The 19,484-nt window shown below is 48.7% G+C and carries 14 protein-coding genes; 5 read left to right on the top strand and 9 right to left on the bottom strand.

All coding sequences use genetic code 11. The annotated features are described in order from the left end of the window. Positions 1 to 217: 217 nt before the first annotated feature. Together SG35_RS09145 and SG35_RS09140 are read left to right on the top strand one after the other, a co-directional pair. Positions 218 to 394 (top strand): hypothetical protein, encoded by a 177-nt coding sequence (locus SG35_RS09145; RefSeq protein WP_160298273.1) that lies wholly within the window; start codon positions 218 to 220, stop codon positions 392 to 394. Positions 395 to 478: 84 nt separating this feature from the next. After that, a complete protein-coding gene (locus SG35_RS09140) occupies positions 479 to 2,749 on the top strand; it encodes a nitric-oxide reductase large subunit (protein WP_044832400.1) in 2,271 nt (756 codons plus the stop codon). A gap of 144 nt (positions 2,750 to 2,893) precedes the next feature. On the opposite strand, the gene SG35_RS09135 is transcribed toward SG35_RS09140, so the two are convergent. The 6 genes from SG35_RS09135 to SG35_RS09110 form a co-directional block, all read right to left on the bottom strand. Next, a complete protein-coding gene (locus SG35_RS09135) occupies positions 2,894 to 3,667 on the bottom strand; it encodes a substrate-binding periplasmic protein (RefSeq protein WP_044832399.1) in 774 nt (257 codons plus the stop codon). A gap of 131 nt (positions 3,668 to 3,798) precedes the next feature. Further along, entirely contained in the window at positions 3,799 to 4,578 is a 780-nt protein-coding gene (locus SG35_RS09130) for a type 2 periplasmic-binding domain-containing protein (protein ID WP_044832398.1), read from the bottom strand. 288 nt (positions 4,579 to 4,866) lie between these two features. Then, positions 4,867 to 6,027 (bottom strand): acyl-CoA dehydrogenase family protein, encoded by a 1,161-nt coding sequence (locus SG35_RS09125; RefSeq protein ID WP_274055396.1) that lies wholly within the window; start codon positions 6,025 to 6,027, stop codon positions 4,867 to 4,869. A gap of 27 nt (positions 6,028 to 6,054) precedes the next feature. Beyond that, entirely contained in the window at positions 6,055 to 8,256 is a 2,202-nt protein-coding gene (locus SG35_RS09120; RefSeq protein WP_044832396.1) for a 3-hydroxyacyl-CoA dehydrogenase NAD-binding domain-containing protein, read from the bottom strand. 1 nt (position 8,257) lies between these two features. Continuing rightward, positions 8,258 to 9,505: an acetyl-CoA C-acetyltransferase gene (locus SG35_RS09115; RefSeq protein WP_044832395.1), complete on the bottom strand. Its 1,248-nt coding sequence runs from the start codon at positions 9,503 to 9,505 to the stop codon at positions 8,258 to 8,260. Between the two features lie 127 nt (positions 9,506 to 9,632). Continuing rightward, positions 9,633 to 10,658, bottom strand: a complete 1,026-nt coding sequence (locus SG35_RS09110) for an AraC family transcriptional regulator (protein ID WP_160298272.1) — start codon at positions 10,656 to 10,658, stop codon at positions 9,633 to 9,635. A gap of 309 nt (positions 10,659 to 10,967) precedes the next feature. Between SG35_RS09110 and SG35_RS09105 the strand changes: the two genes are divergently transcribed. The 3 genes from SG35_RS09105 to SG35_RS09095 all read left to right on the top strand — a co-directional run bounded on the left by SG35_RS09105 (position 10,968) and on the right by SG35_RS09095 (position 16,083). Further along, on the top strand, positions 10,968 to 13,856 hold the full coding sequence (locus SG35_RS09105) for an insulinase family protein (RefSeq protein ID WP_044832393.1): 2,889 nt from the start codon (positions 10,968 to 10,970) through the stop codon (positions 13,854 to 13,856). A gap of 746 nt (positions 13,857 to 14,602) precedes the next feature. Further along, on the top strand, positions 14,603 to 15,451 hold the full coding sequence (locus SG35_RS09100) for a zinc-dependent peptidase (protein WP_084692688.1): 849 nt from the start codon (positions 14,603 to 14,605) through the stop codon (positions 15,449 to 15,451). Positions 15,452 to 15,648: 197 nt separating this feature from the next. Beyond that, complete coding sequence (locus SG35_RS09095; protein WP_044832392.1) at positions 15,649 to 16,083, top strand: hypothetical protein; 435 nt, start codon at positions 15,649 to 15,651, stop codon at positions 16,081 to 16,083. Positions 16,084 to 16,246: 163 nt separating this feature from the next. On the opposite strand, the gene SG35_RS09090 is transcribed toward SG35_RS09095, so the two are convergent. The 3 genes from SG35_RS09090 to SG35_RS09080 all read right to left on the bottom strand — a co-directional run bounded on the left by SG35_RS09090 (position 16,247) and on the right by SG35_RS09080 (position 19,407). Continuing rightward, a complete protein-coding gene (locus SG35_RS09090; RefSeq protein WP_044832391.1) occupies positions 16,247 to 16,702 on the bottom strand; it encodes a c-type cytochrome biogenesis protein CcmI/CycH in 456 nt (151 codons plus the stop codon). A 10-nt stretch (positions 16,703 to 16,712) separates the two neighbouring features. Continuing rightward, positions 16,713 to 18,794, bottom strand: a complete 2,082-nt coding sequence (locus SG35_RS09085; RefSeq protein WP_044832390.1) for a TonB-dependent receptor plug domain-containing protein — start codon at positions 18,792 to 18,794, stop codon at positions 16,713 to 16,715. 196 nt (positions 18,795 to 18,990) lie between these two features. Continuing rightward, entirely contained in the window at positions 18,991 to 19,407 is a 417-nt protein-coding gene (locus tag SG35_RS09080; RefSeq protein WP_044832389.1) for a hypothetical protein, read from the bottom strand. Positions 19,408 to 19,484: the final 77 nt, after the last annotated feature.

Below are 19,484 nucleotides of genomic sequence, written 5' to 3'. Positions count from 1 at the left end.
CCATTAATAGGAAAAAATAACGGTTAACTGCTGCTAAGTCGGTATGTTTTTCAATAAACCCGAGTTACTTCAATGTGGCCCCCCATAAGCCATTAATTAACTTGTCTTTTTTTATCAGCATCTTCTCCCGCTCCTTTTCTGGTACAGCCTGTGCAATACCCGGATTAACAGCAAGTTTAAAGTAAACGATTAATCGCTATCACAGGTGGGAACTATCATGAAAATCAAGGTATTAATGACATTATTAAAAACAAGTCTCCAGAGAAAAACACACAAACTAAACATGACAAATCAAACACTTAAAGAAAAACAACTGAGTAAAAGCGAAACAGCAGGCAACGGCGAACACTGCCTTGACGGTTATGCCGCCATGGGAGTTTTACAGCTGGTATAAACGAAAGAGTGTCTTTTGGACAGCATCAAATTTACAACCACACACTTTTAAATGTCATATGGACAACTTAAAAAAGGATAAAGCATGAAATCAACTAAACGCATTTGGCAAGCACTCTTTGCCGTCTTTATCTGCTCCTTTAGCGTACTGCTCTACCTTGGCAGTGAAATCTACCAGGAAGCGCCCCCTATTCCAGAGCGGATCCAAAGCGAAAGCGGCAAGGTCATCTTTACCAAAGAAGATATCGAGCAGGGGCAACTGGTATGGCGCTCCATGGGAGGACACCAAAACGGCTCTATCTGGGGCCACGGCAGTTTGCTCGCTCCCGACTGGAATGCCGACTGGCTGCACCGTGAAGCCCTGGCTTCACTAGAGCTTTTGGCCAAAGCCGTCTATAACGAAAGCTATAATGACCTAACCGTGCCGCAGCAAAAATATCTGCAGGCACAGTTACAGCAGGATATCCGCACTAACCGTTATAATCCCGCCACCGGTGAGATCACCGTCTCCGACAACAGGGCACAGGTGATTTTATCCCTGAGCCGCTACTACCAGGGCCTATTTAGCGCCAACCCGCAATTTACCGCCTTGCGCGAGCAATATGCGTTAAAAGAAGGGGTGCTTAAGGATGAACAACGCGCCTACCGCTTAAGCGCCTTTTTCTTCTGGAGCACCTGGGCCACGGTCACCGAGCGTCCGGGCAAAGACATCAGCTATACCAGTAACTGGCCTTATGAGCCGCTGGTCGCCAACGAGCCGGACGGCGATCTGCTCGGCTGGTCGATGTTCTCCATTATTTTGATGATCGCCGGCATCGGCGCCCTGGTGTGGTACCATGCCAGCTTAAAACATGAGCCGCTGCCGACACCGTCAAAAACAGACCCGCTGTTATCCCTGGACATCAAACCGTCGCAACGTGCGGTCTTCAAATATTTCCTCACCGCTATCGGTTTGTTTCTACTGCAAATCACCCTCGGCGGCATTACCGCCCACTACGCAGTGGAAGGCCAGGAATTTTACGGCTACCCGCTGGCAGAAATCCTGCCCTATGCCGTGACCCGCACCTGGCACACCCAGCTGGCGGTATTCTGGATAGCCACCGCCTGGCTCGGCACCGGCTTGTTTATTGCCCCCGCACTGTCCAACCACGAGCCGAAATTTCAGAAACTCGGCGTCAATGTGCTCTGGGTCGCCCTGCTGGTGGTGGTTTTAGGCTCCATGTTCGGCGAATGGTATGCGGCGCAGCAAATCTGGGACTTAGACACCAGTTACTGGTTCGGCCATCAGGGTTATGAGTTCGTCGATCTCGGCCGTATCTGGCAAATCTTATTGCTGGCAGGTTTGCTGATCTGGCTTGCCCTGATCACCCGCGCCATCTTACCCGCCCTGAGCCATCAGCACGAACACAGGCCTGTGGTCATGGTACTGTTTTTATCTTCCATCGCCATCGGCCTGTTCTACGGCGTTGGCTTGATGATGGGCAAACATACCCATCTCGCCATCGCCGAATACTGGCGCTGGTGGGTAGTACACCTGTGGGTGGAAGGCTTCTTTGAAACCTTTGCCGCCGCCGTGGTGTCATTATTATTTGTCCGCCTTGGCCTGATACGGGCAAAATCCGCCAATACCACGGTACTCTTTACCACGGTCATTTTCCTCACCGGCGGCATTATCGGCACCCTGCACCATTTATATTTTGGCGGTACGCCGACCTCGGTTATCGCCTGGGGCGCCTCTTTCTCCGCCCTGGAAGTGGTGCCGCTGGCGCTGATAGGTTTCGAAGCGTTCGAGAGTTACAAACTCGGCCAGGCATCCCCCTGGATGACACGTTATAAATGGGCCATTATGTTCTTCGTTGCCTGCTCCTTCTGGAACCTGGTGGGGGCCGGTGTCTTTGGCTTCTTAATCAACCCGCCGATCTCGCTATATTATATCCAGGGGCTAAACATCACCGCCTTACACGCCCATACCGCCTTTATGGGGGTCTACGGCATGCTGGGAATAGGCTTGATCCTGTTCTGCGTCCGCCCTATGGTTGCTGAACATTACTGGAACGATAAACTGCTCAAATACGCCTTCTGGACCTTAAACCTGGGTTTGGCAATGATGGCCTTTATGTCGCTGTTGCCGGTAGGGGTGATCCAGTTTAATGCGGTGATGGAGCAAGGTTACTGGTATGCACGCTCCCCTGAAATCATCCACAGCGCTGCGGTAGAAAGCCTGGTGTGGTGGCGCTTACCCGGCGATGTCGTCTTTGCCGGTGGCGGCGGCTTTATTATCCTGTTTATGCTCAATGCCCTGAGAAGCTTTTTACCGCAAAAAGCAGCAGCAGAACTAACACTCAACCGGGAATAACCTTAAGGCGGAGGGTATAACCCCACACCCTTGATATAAAATGCCCCAAGAGCAAAGCCGGACCTCACTCAGGTTTAGCTTTGCTCTTTCTTGTCAATAACAATAACAGCAAAATGCTGTTTCTTGCCTCAACCTGAGCCGGGCTCAATGAGTTTGCCTATTGATATTATTGCGAATAATAGTATCGAGTTCACCGCTTTCACGCAGCTTTTTCATCCTTGAGTCAAACATGTCTATTAACGCCTTATTTTTACACATCAGGGTATAATGGGTGACCGGTAAAAGATGATGAAAGACAACTTTATTCTCTCCCTTGAGAAAGTCATACTTGAGCTGGCTTGCATGGTACCTGAATACCTGTTCATCCATAATAAGCACATCAAAACGTTTATAAAAAAGCATTGGAATAGTGAAAATAAGATGACTCAGCTCCCGGTAATGCTGTTTGTTATTTTTTACCAGCTCAGCAAATTCTTCCCCTAAATATTCAGATGCGCCGGGAAAGGCACGGATCTCCTTGCCCTGTAAACTCATCAAGGAAGTGACCGGCAGCTTCGCCGATGCCAGGACAATAGCGCGATTATAATAGCTGGAAAATATTTCTTTAGATTCATAAAAGCCTGCCTTGCCCCTCAACTGCGCCGGGGCCGGGGAAATACAGTCATACTCCTGCTGCGATTTAAATAAAATGCTTGCCCTGTTTAGCTGGTAATAAACCATTTCCACCTTCATACCGGTGAAGATTTTCCATAAAATATCCGGTTCAATGCCGCCTTTTAATTCACCTTCATCGCTTGCAAAATAATGCGGCGGATTATTTTTTGAAAAGGGCAAAATCAGCGACACTTGTGCAAGCGGCTCGGCAAAGCCATAGCCATTTAACGATAACACCAATAAAACCACAGCCGCTTTTATCATCTCAGTCCCCTTTGCTCACCACTGACATCACAACCACCAGGCAATTGATGGACAAAAATATCACGTTTAACCTCCCCGCTTATCCACCCCTTGCTATCCCTACAGGCAATAACAACACAACCCGGCTGCCGCTATCGGCGAGCATTCACATTTCGCTCGATAATCTTGCTCAGTTCGCCGCTTAAGCGTAGTTTTTTCATACTGGCATCAAAATCATCGATTAACGCTTTGTTTTTACACATAAGGGTAAAGCGGCTCGGCGGGAAAAAATCATAAAACAGCACCTTATCCTTACCGTGGAAAACATCATATTCTTGCTTATTGGCGTGATACATAAAAACATTTTTGTCCATCACCAGGGCATCGACACGCTTTAAAAACAGCATAGGGATAGCCATGCTCAAATGCGTAAATTCCCGGTATTGCCGGCTGTTCCTTTTCACCAAATCGGCATAGTCATCCCCTAAATACTTAGACGCGCCAAGAAAGGCAAGCAAACGTTTATCATGCAGGCTTGCCAGCGAATTCACGGAGAACGGCGAGGACGCCAGCACCATCACCCTGTTGTAATAAATGGAAAGAAACTCCCGGGACTCATAATAGCCCGCTTGCCCCCTTAATTCCTCAGGCGTAGGAGAAATGCAGTGATAGCGCTCCTGCTGCAATAAAATAGCGGCTCTTTTCAGCTGTATATAGGAAAATTCCACTGCCATGTCTGAAAAAACGGCTTTGAGTATATCCGCTTCTATGCCGCCGGTAATTTCTCCCTGGTCATTGACTAAATAGTGGGGCGGATGATCATTATCGGCAAAAGGTAAAATCACAGAAACCTTATTGTCCCGGGCAGCCAGACAAGGTGTAGTGAAAGAAAATAAACACATAAACAAGGCGAGTAAAAAAGGCGCAGGCACGCTTGTTGTCCGCCTCTTCCCTTTTTTAATGTTCCTTTTATTTTCTACAAAAACATTTATTTTCAACAGGGTAAAAGCTTAACTTATTAAATCAACGGGCCAGGTATCCGGATAAGGAACACCTGTTGGGTAATAATAGCTATAAACAATGGCAGGGCAAAACACAAGAAACCCGTGACCTGGCACTTATCCCGCGAACATCAGCGGCAAGGATAAACACCAGGATGCTGAGCGGCAACCGCTTAACTTAACATCCAGTTAAACCCGGCACATCACAAAAACCGGGGATTACAGCTTACCAATGACGCCATGACCGATGATCTCTTTCATGATCTCACTGGTACCGCCATAAATGCGCTGTACCCGGGCATCGGCATAAAAACGCGAAATCGGATATTCGCTCATATATCCGTAACCGCCAAACATTTGCAGCGCCATATCAACCACCTTGCCTTCCATCTCCGTACAGCTGTACTTGGCCATAGCCGCCTGCTCGCCGGTGAGCGTTTTCGCCGTCAGCAAGTGTTTATAATGGCTGATCATAATGCGGTGCAGCTCGATTTGTGTCGCCATCTCGGCGATTTTCTGCCGGATATCCTGAATTTTCGCCAGCGGCGCACCAAAGGCCTCGCGTACCTTGATATGCTCAAGTACCAGCGCCATTGCCCCTTCGGCGTGGCCGACAGCGGTGCAGGCACAAGCCAGACGCTCGCGGGGTAATTCATGCATCAAGCCCAAAAAACCCTGATCCACCTTACCCAGCACATCCTGCTCTGTGACAATCACATTATCGAAAAACAACTCAGAGGTATCCGAGGCATGCTGGCCGAGTTTATCCAGGTTACGTCCGCGCTCAACACCGGGTTTGTCGCCGTCCACCAAAAACAAAGTAATGCCTTTAGCGCCCGCCACATCAAAATTGGTTTTTGCCGCGACAATATACAAAGCAGCATTTTGACCGTTAGTGATAAAGGTTTTCGAGCCGCTGATGCTCCAGCCGTCGGCAACTTTTTTCGCCGTGGTTCTCATGCCCTGCAAGTCACTGCCCGCCCCCGGCTCCGTCATACAGATAGCGCCGATACACTCGCCGGTGGCCATTTTTGCCAGGTATTTATGCTTTTGCGCTTCGCTGCCGATATTTAGCAGATAATGGGCGGCGATATCAGAATGTACGATCAGGTTCGCCGCCAAAGACATAAAACCGGCGCTGGCAATTTCTTCCGCCACCAGCATATTAAAATGAATATCGACGCCAAAACCGCCGTACTCCTGGGGTAAATCGCAGCACAGCAAACCTTCCTGTGCCATCTTCTTATACAAGGCCTTGGGAATAATGCCCTGCTGCTCCCAGGTTTGATAAAAAGGGGCTATTTCCTTATCGATAAAACGCACCAGGGTTTGCTTAAAAATGGCCAGTTCCTGCTCCAGTTCAATCATTTTTAACCTCACTTGTTAACTTAGATAAAAGCATAACCATTAAAACTGCTGCCCGGTGGCGAGCATATCGCGCAGGGAAGCAGGCACCTGAAAACGCTTGCCGTATAAACGGCAAAGTTCATCTGCCCGGCTGATAAACGCCTCCAGGCCGTATTGATTGATAAACTGCAAGGTGCCGCCGGTCCATTTCGGATAACCTATGCCAAATACCGCGCCGATATTGCCGTCGCCGCTTGAGCGCAAGACCCCTTCTTCCACACAGCGCGCCGTTTCCAGCGCCATAATAAACAACAAACGGTCTTTAATATCTTCAAGCGGGATGCTGTTATTGTCCGGGTTAAATTGCGCCAGCTCCGGGCTTAAGCGTTTTTTGCCCTTTTTGTTTTCAACTTTTTCTTCGGGAAGGGCATAATCATAAAAACCGGCCCCTGAGGCTTTGCCGCTGCGGCCAAGTGTCAGCATGGTTTTTAAAATGGCATCGGCGGGATGTATTTGTGCCTGCTTACCCGCCATTGACAAGTCTTTCTCGGTTTGCACCGCAATTTTATCAATCAGGGTCAGGGTTACTTCATCGGTTACCGCTAGCGGCCCCACCGGGAAACCGCTTAAATACGCGGCATTTTCAATGGAAGCCCCTGCGGCATCTTCAAGCAGGGCGATGCCTTCTTTGACATAGGTTGCAAAAACCCGCGAAGTATAAAAACCTCGGCTGTCGTTGACCACTATCGGCGTTTTGCCAAGCGCAATACTCAGGTCATAACAAAGGGCCAGTGCCTTGTCCGAGGTTTGCTCGCCGCAGATGATCTCCACCAGCGCCATCTTGTCCACCGGCGAGAAAAAGTGCATGCCGATAAAGTTCTCCGGCCGCCTGGATGCCTGCGCCAAACCTGTGATAGGTAAAGTCGAAGTATTAGAGGCAAACACGGCATCCTCTGCTAATACCTGCTCGCATTCATCGGTCACCCGGGCCTTAAGTTCGCGGTCTTCATAAACAGCTTCAATGACAAATTCACAGCCGGATAAATCCCCGGCATCCTGGCTCGGCTGGATTAGCGCCAGGATCGCTTGTGCTTCGACCGGCGTCATACGGCCGCGGGCAATTTGTTTGTCCAGCAGCTTACGGCTGTAGTCCTTGCCCTGTTCCGCCTGCGCTAAACTGACATCCTTAAGCACCACGCCGATACCTTTAATGGCACAGCTATAGGCAATGCCCGCCCCCATCATCCCGGCTCCCAGGACCCCTACTTTGCCCGGTTTCTTTTTGCCGATATCTTTCGGACGGTTAGTACCGCCTTTGATTTCATTAAGCTGGAACCAGAAAGTATTGATCAGGTTTTTTGAAATTTGCCCCGTGGTCAGCTCGGTAAAATAGCGGGACTCAATGCGACAGGCGCTGTCAAAATCAACCTGCGCCCCTTCCACCATAGTGGCCAGCACCCGCTCCGGCGCCGGTAGCGTGCCCTGGGTGCTGCGCCGGACAATGGCAGGTGTTACCGGCAGGGTGGCGGCAAGCTTTTTATCTTTAGGGGTACCGCCGGGAATTTTATAACCTTTGATATCCCAGGGCTGGCAATTGATGCCGCTTTCAGGTCCACTCAAATCCGGGCGGGCTTTAATCCACTGGCTTGCGCGCTCGATTAAATTTGCCTCAACATCTCCTTCACTTGAGACCAGATCATCAATCAAACCAAGTTCGCGGCCTTTGCCAGGATTAAACAACTTGCCCTGCAGTAAATAAGGCATGGCTTTTTCCAAACCAAGCAGGCGCACCATACGGGTCACGCCGCCGGCGCCGGGCAACAACCCTAAGGTGACTTCCGGCAATCCCAGCTTAATGTTATCAAGATTAACAGCAAGCCGGCGATGACAGGCCAGTGCCAGCTCCCAGCCGCCTCCCATGGCCGCGCCGCCGATACACCCCACCACGGGTTTGCCGCAGCTTTCAATTTTACGCATGCTCGCCTTTAACGACTCCACCATGGCAAAAATATCTGTTGCCTGCCCAGGGCCAGCATCGGAAAGCATCTTAAGATCGCCACCGGCAAAAAAGCTCGACTTGGCGGAGCGGATAATCACCCCGCTCACCGCCGGCGATGATTCAATTTCCGTCAGTAAACGCTCACTGATGGCGGCCAAATCTTCGGTAAAGGCCATATCCATTAAATTGGCTGAGGCATTTTCCCTGTCCAGGATCAGGTGAATAATATTATCGCTGTCTTTTTGGTATTTAATGTTTGTCATCTTATAACCCCTGCTTCCTGCTAGCATCTGCCGCTTCTACTCTTTCGACTCTTTCTATGATAGTGGCAATCCCCATGCCGCCGCCGATACATAAAGTCACCAGGCCGCGCTTTAACTGCCTGGCTTCAAGCTCATCAAGCAAAGTCCCCAATATCATGGCCCCGGTCGCCCCCAGCGGATGTCCCATGGCGATAGCGCCGCCGTTAACATTAACTTTTTCATCCGGCACATTTAATTCCTGTTGAAAGCGCATCACCACAGAGGCAAAGGCTTCGTTGACTTCAAATAAATCGATGTCGTCCACCGTCAGTCCGGCCAGGGCCAGGGCTTTTTGCGCCGCCGGGGCCGGTCCCACCAGCATGATCGTGGGATCTGTGCCGACAATGGCGCTGGCAACAATTTTTGCCCTCGGCGTCAGCCGATGTTTTTCGCCTGCCTGAGCACTGCCGATCAGCACAACCGCGGCGCCGTCGACGATGCCGGAAGAATTTGCCGGGGTATGGATATGGTGAATGGTTTCCACCATATGATATTTTTCCCGGGCAACATCATCAAAACCCATCTCCCCCATTTGCGCAAAGGAAGGCTTTAACTTCGCCAGACTTTCAAGGCTGGACTCGGGGCGGATCAACTCATCTTTTGCCAGTATTTCAATGCCGTTTTGATCAACAACCGGGATCACCGAACCGGCAAAAGCATTGCGCTGCCAGGCCGCCGCGGCTTTTTGATGGGAACGCACAGCAAAATGATCAACATCCTCGCGGCTAAAGCCCGCCAAAGTAGCGATTAAATCCGCGCCTATGCCCTGGGGCATAAAACCGGTCTGGATATTGGTTGCCGGATCATTGGCCCAGGCGCCGCCGTCCGAGCCCATTTTCTCCCGCGACATCGACTCGACGCCGCCGGCCACCACCAGCTGCTCCCAGCCGGAGCGTACCTTCATGGCAGCGGTATTAACCGCCTCTAAGCCGGAGGCACAAAAGCGGTTGATGGTCACCCCGCCGATATTGTCATGCCAGCCGGCGGCAATGGCGGCGGTTTTGGCGATATCCGCTCCCTGATCCCCCACCGGGGTCACACAGCCGATAACAATATCGTCAATTTGCCCGGTATCCAGGTCGTTGCGCTGTTCAAGGCTTTTTAACAGGTTGGACAATAAGCTGATGGGTTTAACTTCATGCAGGGCGCCATTGGCTTTGCCCCGGCCCCTGGGGGTGCGTATCGCATCGAAAATATAAGCGTCGGTCATGATTTATGCTGTTGCTTGCAAATGGAAACAACAGCATAAAAGAGAAAAGCAAAAGCGCACTTGACCCTTTAGTGCAAGTGAGTGACATAAAACATCATTTTTGCAGAAAATCTATCGGGGAAAAACGTTAGCTGTTGCGGTAACTATTCCGGTATTCCTGGGGATTTTCACCGGTCCACTTCTTAAATGCCCGGGTAAACGCCGATGCCTCGGAAAAACCTAAATCATAAGAAATACTGGTGATAGGCTGCCCGGTACTGCGCAGCAAAGTTAACGCCCTGTGCTTGCGGGTACGGTCCTTAATCTCCATAAAGCTGGTATTTTCCGCCTTAAGCTTACGGGTCAAAGTAGCGGGAGAATAATGCAGCTTTGCCGCCAGCTCAGCCAGTTTCATCCGGCTGAAGTTTTCACTCTGACTCAGCATTTTTCTCACCTGCTCGGCGGTGCTGTTTTGCACCTGGTAATGGCTTAAAAAACAATAGGGCGCACTGATCAGCAGTGCGGGTAATTTTTCCGCCCCGGCCACCACCGCCTGATTCAGCAGTGAGCCGGCAAACACCAGGCGGTTCGCCGGTTGCTCAAAGTCCACCTTGCTCTGGAAAATCGCTTCAAAATCTTGCTGCCCGGCAAAAGGGGAAAATTCAAATTCCACCCGCTCCAACTTGATCGGCTGGTCAATTAACCAGGCAAACCAGCGGATAAAAACAATCGCCAGGCACAAAACAAAATAATCGTTACCGACCCTGGCATTTGCCTTCTTTATCGGGGGTTGATGCTCCAGGGTAAAAATCGCCTCTTCCCCGCTAACCTGCAAAGCAAAATGATACTCTTCGCTGAGCAGACGGAAAAAAGTGATGGTGCGGTGAATAACCGATCTCAGGGTTTTACAGTCGCTGCAGGCATGGCATAACATTTTAAAGGTGCCGACATGCAGCTTTTTATGGGAGGCGCCCGCCGATTCATCATCAAGCAGCCGCCAGACACTGTTGGCTAAACTGCCGAGTTTTTCCGACTCGATATAACCCTGTGTTGTTAATGCCGAGGCAGGAATATCATGACGGGCCAATAACGCCAGCGCCTGCTCGCTGTCATCGAGTACACTGCCCAGTTGACGGCGGATAAAGCTATAAGGTACTAAATGTGAATTATTCAAGATAACCATACCTGCATAACACTGGCTTCAAACTAATCCCCTCAAGGTAACAACGCCTTAATCAGCCAAAAAAGAAAGTCCCTGTCTTAACGGTTATTAACTTAATCAAAATTGTCGGGGGTTGCAATGGCGCAACTCCCCCGCTCCGGAGAAAAAACCAGAAATAACCGCAGCAACGTGGACACATGCTGTTAAAATTAACAGCATAAAGTTTACATATGATTAACCCCATCATGTTTCATCTTACCCGCCAATCGCTTAAACTTAGCGGCATCTACCTAAACCGGATGAGCTTATTTAAGGAAAACCATGAAAAAAATCTTAGGACTTAGTGTCTTAGCGCTTGCTGTGCTTAGCGGCTGTAACACAACCTCACAAAACCAGGCCACACCAGCCCAGTCATCGGCCGTTTTATTATCAGATACCTTTATTACCAGCCCCAATGACAAACGCAGCTACCAGACCCTAAAGTTAGACAACCAGATTGAAGTGGTTTTAGTTTCCGACCCGTCTGCAGAAAAGTCAGCGGCCTCTTTAAGTGTCGGCGTGGGTTTACTGCATGATCCCATGAGCCAGCAAGGCATGGCCCACTATTTAGAGCACATGTTGTTTTTAGGTACAGAGCGATATCCGGATACCAAAGGCTACAGCGAGTTTATGGCCAAAAACGGCGGCGCCCATAACGCCTACACCTGGTTAGATGTCACCAACTATATGTTTAAGGCCAACAATGACGCCTTTGACGAAGGCCTTGACCGCTTTTCCGACTTCTTTAAAGCGCCGAAACTTTACCCTGAGTACACAGACAAAGAAAAAAATGCCGTCAACGCCGAATGGTCGATGCGCCGTGAAATGGACTTTTTTGGCCAGTTCAAATTAACCCGTAAAATGATGGGCGATCACCCCGCCAACCGCTTTTTGATCGGTAACCTGGAAACCTTAGGCGATAAAGAAGGCAGTGGCCTGCACCAGGAAACGGTGGAATTTTATAACCAGTACTACTCAGCCAACATCATGAAAGTGGCGCTGATTTCCAACCTGCCGCTGGCAGACATGGAAGCACTGGCGAAAAAACACTTCTCCGGCATCAAAAATAAAAACATTGAAAAACCCAGTGTCACTAAAAAGCTGGACATGGCGCAAAGCGGCAGCAAGCGGGTATTCTACAAACCCAACGAAGACGTTAAGCAGCTGAAACTTGAATTTACCATAGAAAACAACCTCAAAGACTTTGCCGTTAAACCCAACAGCTTTGTCAGCTATTTATTGAACTCGGAAATGCCCGGCAGCCCGGCGCAGCTGTTAAAAGAAAAAGGCTGGATCTCAGGACTAAACGCCGATTCATCCCCGAACCTGTACGGCAACTACGGTACCTTGCAAATAGATGTTGATTTAACCGACAGCGGCATGCAGCAGCGGGAAAAAATTGTTGCCACCGTAATGCAATATATCAAGCTGATCAAAGATCAGGGGGTTGATAAAAAATACTTTAGCGAAATCAGCACCTCACTGAATAACCAGTTCCAGTTCCTGGAAAAAACCGACGAATTTAACTACGTGTCGCAGCTGTCCGCCAACATGCAAAACTACCCGGTTAACCATGCCATCAATGCCCCGTATCATTACGCGCAATTTGATGCCGCTGCCATCAACCGCGTACTGGCACAGCTAAGCCCAGAATCCCTGAAAGTCTGGCATATCAGCCAGCAGGAAGAAACCGACAGCAAACTGCATTTTTATGACGGCGAATACCGCATCAGCGATCTCAGCCAGGCAGAAATTGCCAGCTGGAACAAACCGTCAGACCTGCCGCTGAGCTTGCCCGCGGTTAACCGCATGCTGCCGGAAAACTTCACCTTAAAAACCGATAAGCTGGCCAAACAAAGCCAACCTGAACTTGCCTACGACAAAGCAGGCATCAAAATCTGGCGTTTTGCCAGCCAGGAATTTAACAACCAGCCCAAAGGTTTGTTAGAAGTTTATTTTAATAACCCCAAAGCAGGCAAAGATATTTACACCAGCATCGCCCTGGAAATCTGGGCCGATATTTATAACCTGCAGCAAAGCGCCTTATCCACCGAAGCCGCCATTGCCGGCATGGGCTTGAACGTATCGCCGGGTAACGGGTTGATCTTAACCCTGAACGGCTTTACCGATAAACAAAACAGCTTATTGCAACAGGCCATCGGCCAGTTACGGGTAAAAACCGACGAGCAGGGCTTTAACCAGGCCGTCGACCGCTATATCCGCAACTTAAACAATGCCGGTAAGCAGTTCCCGTTCTACCAGGCCTTTGATGAGTTAAACAAACTCACCCGCAGCGGCAACTACAGCAACGAACAGCTGATCAAAACCGCCAAGGTATTAACCCTGGGCGACTTTGAACGCATCATGGACCAGGTACTGAAAAACAACCAGCTGCGCGCCTTTGCCTTTGGTAACTATGACCAGGCAGATATCGACAGTGTCGCCAAACAGTTATCGGATGCCCTGCCTGAAATGCATCATGAAACCAGCTACAGCCGCGATAAATTCTGGAAACCGGAGCCCGGTGAAGTGATGGTGCTGAAAAAAGACCTCGACGTTGCCGATGTTGCCATTATCGACTTATATGTGCACCCGGAGCCGGGTTATAAGCAAAAAGCCCGCGCAGAAGTCCTGAGAAGCCATTTCAGAACCATAGCCTTCGACAAACTCAGAACCGAAGAACAGCTGGCCTATGCCGTTGGCGTAACCGCACGCAGCATCGAAGACTATGCCGGGATCGGTTTATACATTCAAAGCCCGGTGAAAGGTCCGAAAGACATCCAGAACCGCTTTGACAGCTTTAAAGTGGAATATGCCGCCGAGCTCGACAAAGTCACCGAAGAAACCTTCACCCAGCTGAAAAACGCCACCCTGGTCGGCTTAAAAGAAAAGCCGAAGAACCTGCAGGCTGAAGTCTCGCCGATGATCCGCGACTGGTACCGCGAAAATTTCAACTTTGACAGCAAAGCCAAACTGATTGCCGAAGTGGAAAAAGTCACCCTGGCAGACGTGAAAAACTTCTACCGGGAGTCAATTGGCAACAGCGACGCCGCCCGCTTAAATATCCAGTTAAGGGGCAGCAAGTTTAAAGACACCCCGTTCGCCGACTTAAAAGGCCAGACGGAAGTGAGCAATGTTGAACAGTTCTACAAAGGTATTTCGTTTCAATAAACATGAAACAATACGCCTAAAGAGATTAAATAAACTCTGAAACCATGCCGCCTGCTCCCTAAGGAACAGGCGGCATTTTATTTACCAGTATTTTTCTGTCGGCCCGAATAATATAGACAAAACTTTCCCGCCCCTTATCCGCCCACGGTTGCCAGCCCCTGTGCAGAGATCAGGTTAACTGACCGCAATATTTGTTAACAACTCGTACCTAAAGTGTTTATTTTAAGAGTTGACACTCTATAAATTAAAATGCTAGCTTAAAGTTGTTCAGGTTTTTGAGCACCCTGAGCCTCCTAAAATTCATGAAACGGAAAAACGCTTATTTGTGAAACCAACAACAATAAGGAGAGACTAACCATTAAACTAAAAGCAACAAAACGCTACCAGCTCAGGTGATACTGAAAAGAGCCACTAGCTTCTCTAAAAGAGCCAGCAACCTCTCGAATAAGAGCCTTCGGCCTCTCTAATAAGAGCAAAGCAACAGGTACTTTCGGTTGTAGTTCATCAGGCGGCAAATGCAGCAATTCCCATACCTGTATGTAGTAGCGATTTATCTAGACGTAGATAATACAAGAGGGAAATTTTTTCCCTCTTAAACCTTTTCCCGGACTCTCTTTACCAGCCTTTTTTCTCAACAACAGCGCAGCCCCCGGTAACCCACGCTAAAAATTTCACCCTGTTTTCATCCCTGATTTGCAACGCCAACTTTGCTAGAATAAACACGCCCCTTAATACGGAATAAATTGATGATACTTACCGCAATAAAAAACTTCTTTGCCGGTTTAGCTAAACCCAAAACACCGCAAGCACCGAAAAATCCCTACTTCTGCAACCAATGGTCGCTGTTTCTGGCGCAGGAAGTCAGCTTTTACCGCAGCTTAAACGAGCAGGACAAGGTGATATTCGAACAAAGAGCACTGCTGTTTTTAGAAACCACCACAGTAGAGTCGGGCCAGCTAAACGTCACCGAGCAAGACAAATTACTGGTGGCCGCCAGCGCCATTATCCCGGTGTGGGCCTTTCCCGACTGGCATTATCTGAACCTTAAAACCGTCTACCTCCTGCCCCATGCCTTTAACGAAAACTTCGAAATAGGTCAGCCGGACTCCTGCATCACCGGCATGGTCGGCACCGGCCCTATGGCGGGCAAGATGATCCTCAGCCAGCCCGCCCTGCATTTGGGCTTTAGCAATGACAGGGATAAACAAAATGTCGGTATCCATGAATTTGTCCATTTGATCGATATGATGGACGGCAAGTGCGACGGCTACCCCGAACGCCTGCTGGAGCATCAATACTCTATTCCCTGGTTTGAGCTGATGGAGAAAAAAATTCAGGAGATCACCCGGCGCAAAAGCAACATCCGGCAATACGGCGCCACCAATCCGGCAGAATTTCTGTCCGTGACCAGCGAGTACTTTTTTGAACGCCCGCAGATGCTGCAACAAAAACACCCGGTATTGTTCGCTTCCCTGAGCGAAATTTACCAGCAGGATGTGCGCGAAATTAAAGCAGACATCAAGATAAGAAAAAAAGATCCCTGCCCCTGCGGCAGCGGCAAGCGCTATAAACATTGCTGCATCGAAGTGGCCTGACACTTGCGCTGTTGCCTATCTCTTGCGTAACCAGGCCAGCATGCTATCATGCGCGCAATTTATTTATCCCGCAAATGGCAAGCGCTTTACTTTAACGATAAAGGCGCAAGCGACCAGGTGGTGTTAAACCGTTTGCGCGCAAAAGCCGCTTTAAGGCGGCCAAAACCAATTGCCATTTGCCCACACAGGTACCGACCATGAAAGCCCCGTTATTCGATAAAATACTGAAACTGGCCCAGGACATCGCCCAGGCCTCTGCCGAAGAAAACGAAACCTTAAGAGCCGACAAAGTAGCAAAACTACAGGAACTTTGTCAGAAAAGCCAGGGAACCGCCAACGACCACCCGTTGCAATGGGAAATGCTGGCCGACTTCACCGACGACGGCGATCTGGCACTGGACATTTACCAAATTGCGCTGGACAAGGCGGAAAAATATGCCCTGGATAAACATCGCGCCACTATCTATTTGTCGATGGCAGAAAGACATGATGAATTTGGCGAGCCCGCCAAAGCACTGGAATTTGCCGCCCAGGCCAATGACGCGGCCCAGCTTGGCAGTGACGATGAATTAAAGGCTGAAATTGCCGAGTTAATCACCCGCTTAAGCAACGCCTGCCAGGCGCAAAGCTAAACACCTTTAGCAAGCCAAGCGCAAAGCGTTAACAGCGCAGAAATAAGCCTTAAAGAAAATTCCCCCATCAGGCCCTTAATTAAGGGCCTGATGGGGGGCATCATCATAAAACACTTTTAAAGCAGCGCTTTCACGCCAACTTGTCAAAATAGACTTCCCCTGCTTATTGAGCCACATCATTTTGGTCAATAGTCACACTCGCCTCCAGCTTGTCAGCCAATGAAAAATTCAGCGCACCGGAGTAACCTATAACATCCTCCGCGCTTTTCTTGTGCGGATTTTTACTTTTACTTGCCTTGGCAACAATCACCACTTCCTCGGCTTGCCTTAAGGTTAAATGCGGCAATAAATACATGCTTTCATCCAGAATCACTTCGCCAGGCAGCTGCGATAACTTACCTTTGAAATTAGCCAGCGGCAGCCGGGTATTCGGCTGGGCGGCATACACATAAAGGGTCCAGTTATCTGCATCTTCAGGCAGTAAATGTTGCGCTATGTTCACTTGTACCGTTATGGCTCTGCTGCCCTTTTCTGCCCAGGCCTGATCTGATTTGCCCTGCTGGCCCGAAAAAGCGAGAAAAGGCAACAAAAGACAAGCGACGGCTAATAGTTTTTTCATGGAACAACCCTTAAAAATCAGTGCTGAACCTGAGCATAAAGGAACGTCCGGGGGCAAGCAATTGCTCTTTGGCCGGAGTATATTCTGAATCAAAGATATTGCTGATTTCCATATTCACCAGGTAATTTTGTTGCTCGCCAAACCGGGTTCCCAGGGCAAGGTTCACGGTTTTCCAGCTGTCATAACTTTCACTGCTGCCGTTTGCTTCGACCAGTTTGGCATTGCTTGCCGCCCGAAGAAAAGCATCAAGATAATAAGCGCCCAGCAGCGCCCCTTCGTTTTCATATTTCAGCCCCAGTTTACCGTAAAGCGACGGCGTGCCTGTGTCTCTGGTAGTAAAGCTGCCATAAGTTTCCTTACGCGATAACCAGGTAACATTGGCATAAGGAGTTATGTGCTCGCTGACATGATAATTGACGCTAAGCTCGACACCTGTTGTTTTCGCCTTGTCGGCATTGACATAAACCTGATCGTTTTCCGGATTGATACAAACGTCAATGCCATCGGCGCAGTCTTGCTTGGTGATATAGTCATCGGCATCGGTGTAAAATAAGCTGGTATCGATTAACCAGTTATCGGTAAATAACCGATAACCCAACTCAACATTGTCTGAACTTTCCGCCTTAAGGTTGGCATTCGGGTTGATAAAACGGCCGGCAGCCGTGGCACCGGTGGCAATTTGCAGCAAGGTCGGATAATGATAGCCCTGGCTAAAGACAAAACGCATGTTATTGTGCTCGTCAAAACCGTAATTGGCGGCAATTGAACCGATAAACTCGCTGTCGTCATTTTTACCCGGCGACAGCCCCGGCTTGCTGGTTTCATTAAGCTCGGCATCCACCCAATATTGCCGTGCGCCTGCCGTTACTATCAGCTGATCTGACAGCTGCCATTCATCCTGAAAATAAAGTGCCTTGGTGGTTAAACTTGCCTCTTCAATGCTCAGGCTTTCAACCACAGTGGCCACTGCCGGAACACCCGGCATATTGCGGGTGGTTTGCGTGATATTGGTGGTGGCTTTGTCTAAATCATCTTTAACCAGCTGAAAGCCGACAATGACATAATGCTGTTCGTTTAACTGAAAATCAAACTGGCTGTTGATACCTGAGGTTTTCAGCGTTTCCTCAATGTCGGTATCGACAATATTATCAATAGACATCACAGGACTTACAGGCACCGACATTTCAATATGCTGAACAAAGTTGCGATCTATTTGCTGCTTATAAGCATCAAGATGGATTTTTTTCAAAAGCTCGCCGTCAGGCTCATAACGATAAAAAGCCGCGAACTTGCTGCGGTCCCTTTGCGGCATATCCAGGGTGAAATTTGCCATGCCGGTGGCAATTTCACTGGCCAAGTTAAACTGCTCATAGGTGATGCCAAAGCGATGATCATCAAACTCTTTGGCCAGATAAAGCGAATGGCTGCTGTTGTTAAAGCTTGAATGCTCCAGGTCGCCATCAGGGGTGTTGCGGTCTTTATGATCGTTATCCGACACTGAAATACGATAGTCAAAGCCGTCAACATAACCGTATACGCTCGCCGCATACTGCTGCCCTTGGGTCGCCGAGTTATAACCCGACGATAAACTCACCTGCAACGGTTCGCTGCCGCCTTTTTTGGTGATAATATTAATCACCCCGCCCAGCGCCTTGCCCCCGTATAACACCGAGCTGGTGCCGCGGATCACTTCAACACGTTCCACCATTGATGTATCCAGCAATAACGGCGCGCCATAGGTGGAATGGTCGGTAATTTCCTGGCCATCAACCAAAATGGCCACCCTTAACGAACTTTCGCCGCGTAACGTTATCCGTTTCATGCCCGCCGTGGCCGCATCTGCCACCTGAATACCGGGAATATCCCTTAAGGTATCGGCAATTGAATCAGCCGAGGCCCGCTCAATATCCTGCGCATCAATGGTTGAAATAGACACCGGGCTTTCCATGAAGTAGCGCTCGGTGCGGGTGGCGGTAATGGTGAAATATTCATCCGGGGCTGAAGAGAGGGTATTAGCCTCGGCGAAAGCATAATTGGCAGAGGCCATTAACGCACTGCCGATAACGATAGAGATTGCGGATAACTTAAACATGAGACAAGTTTGCTATTGCTAAGGAGTAGAAACTGTCACACTACATAAGATGATAATGGTTATCAATTGCGTTTATTGTTCTGGATCATACTTTGGTGTTTTAATGCGGTTATAGCATTAATATGGTGCTCTCCCTAAGTTATTTGACTAAGCAAGGAGAGCATGAATTAAAACAGAATCACCTTATAAAAAACACTTACCCATCACTAATTTTCACTTCACAATTTGGCAGGCCATCTTTAGGTAAATTCAACCGAACTGTTAAAGCCAACCGATTTTCAATAAACTCAAATTCGCTTTTTCTGGTCCTCACTTGTCTAACCAGCAACATATCATCCATTATCGAGATGAAATAAAAACCAAACATATTTCTTTTTACGCTTACTAAAATATGTCGTTTGCCAAAGTGAAATTTTTTACTGTACTCAATCTTATATTGCCAACATATAATTACCATCAACAAGATAAGTAAAAAACCATCTATTCCATAGTATTCAATATGGTATTCTAATTTAACCACAGCAACAATCACTACTACCATCATAAAAAACCGAAGCCAATTTACACGTTTATTGGTTTCAAGATTTGCAAATTCATTCAACGTATTTTTCATATAGATCCCTTATTTAATACGTAAATTAAGCTAATAAATTTTTATACCCTACAAGGGAGCTAAATGAAATACTAAAA

This window comes from Thalassomonas actiniarum (assembly GCF_000948975.2).
Classification (GTDB): Bacteria; Pseudomonadota; Gammaproteobacteria; order Enterobacterales; family Alteromonadaceae; genus Thalassomonas; species Thalassomonas actiniarum.
This window is presented reverse-complemented; position numbering and strand designations above follow the sequence as displayed.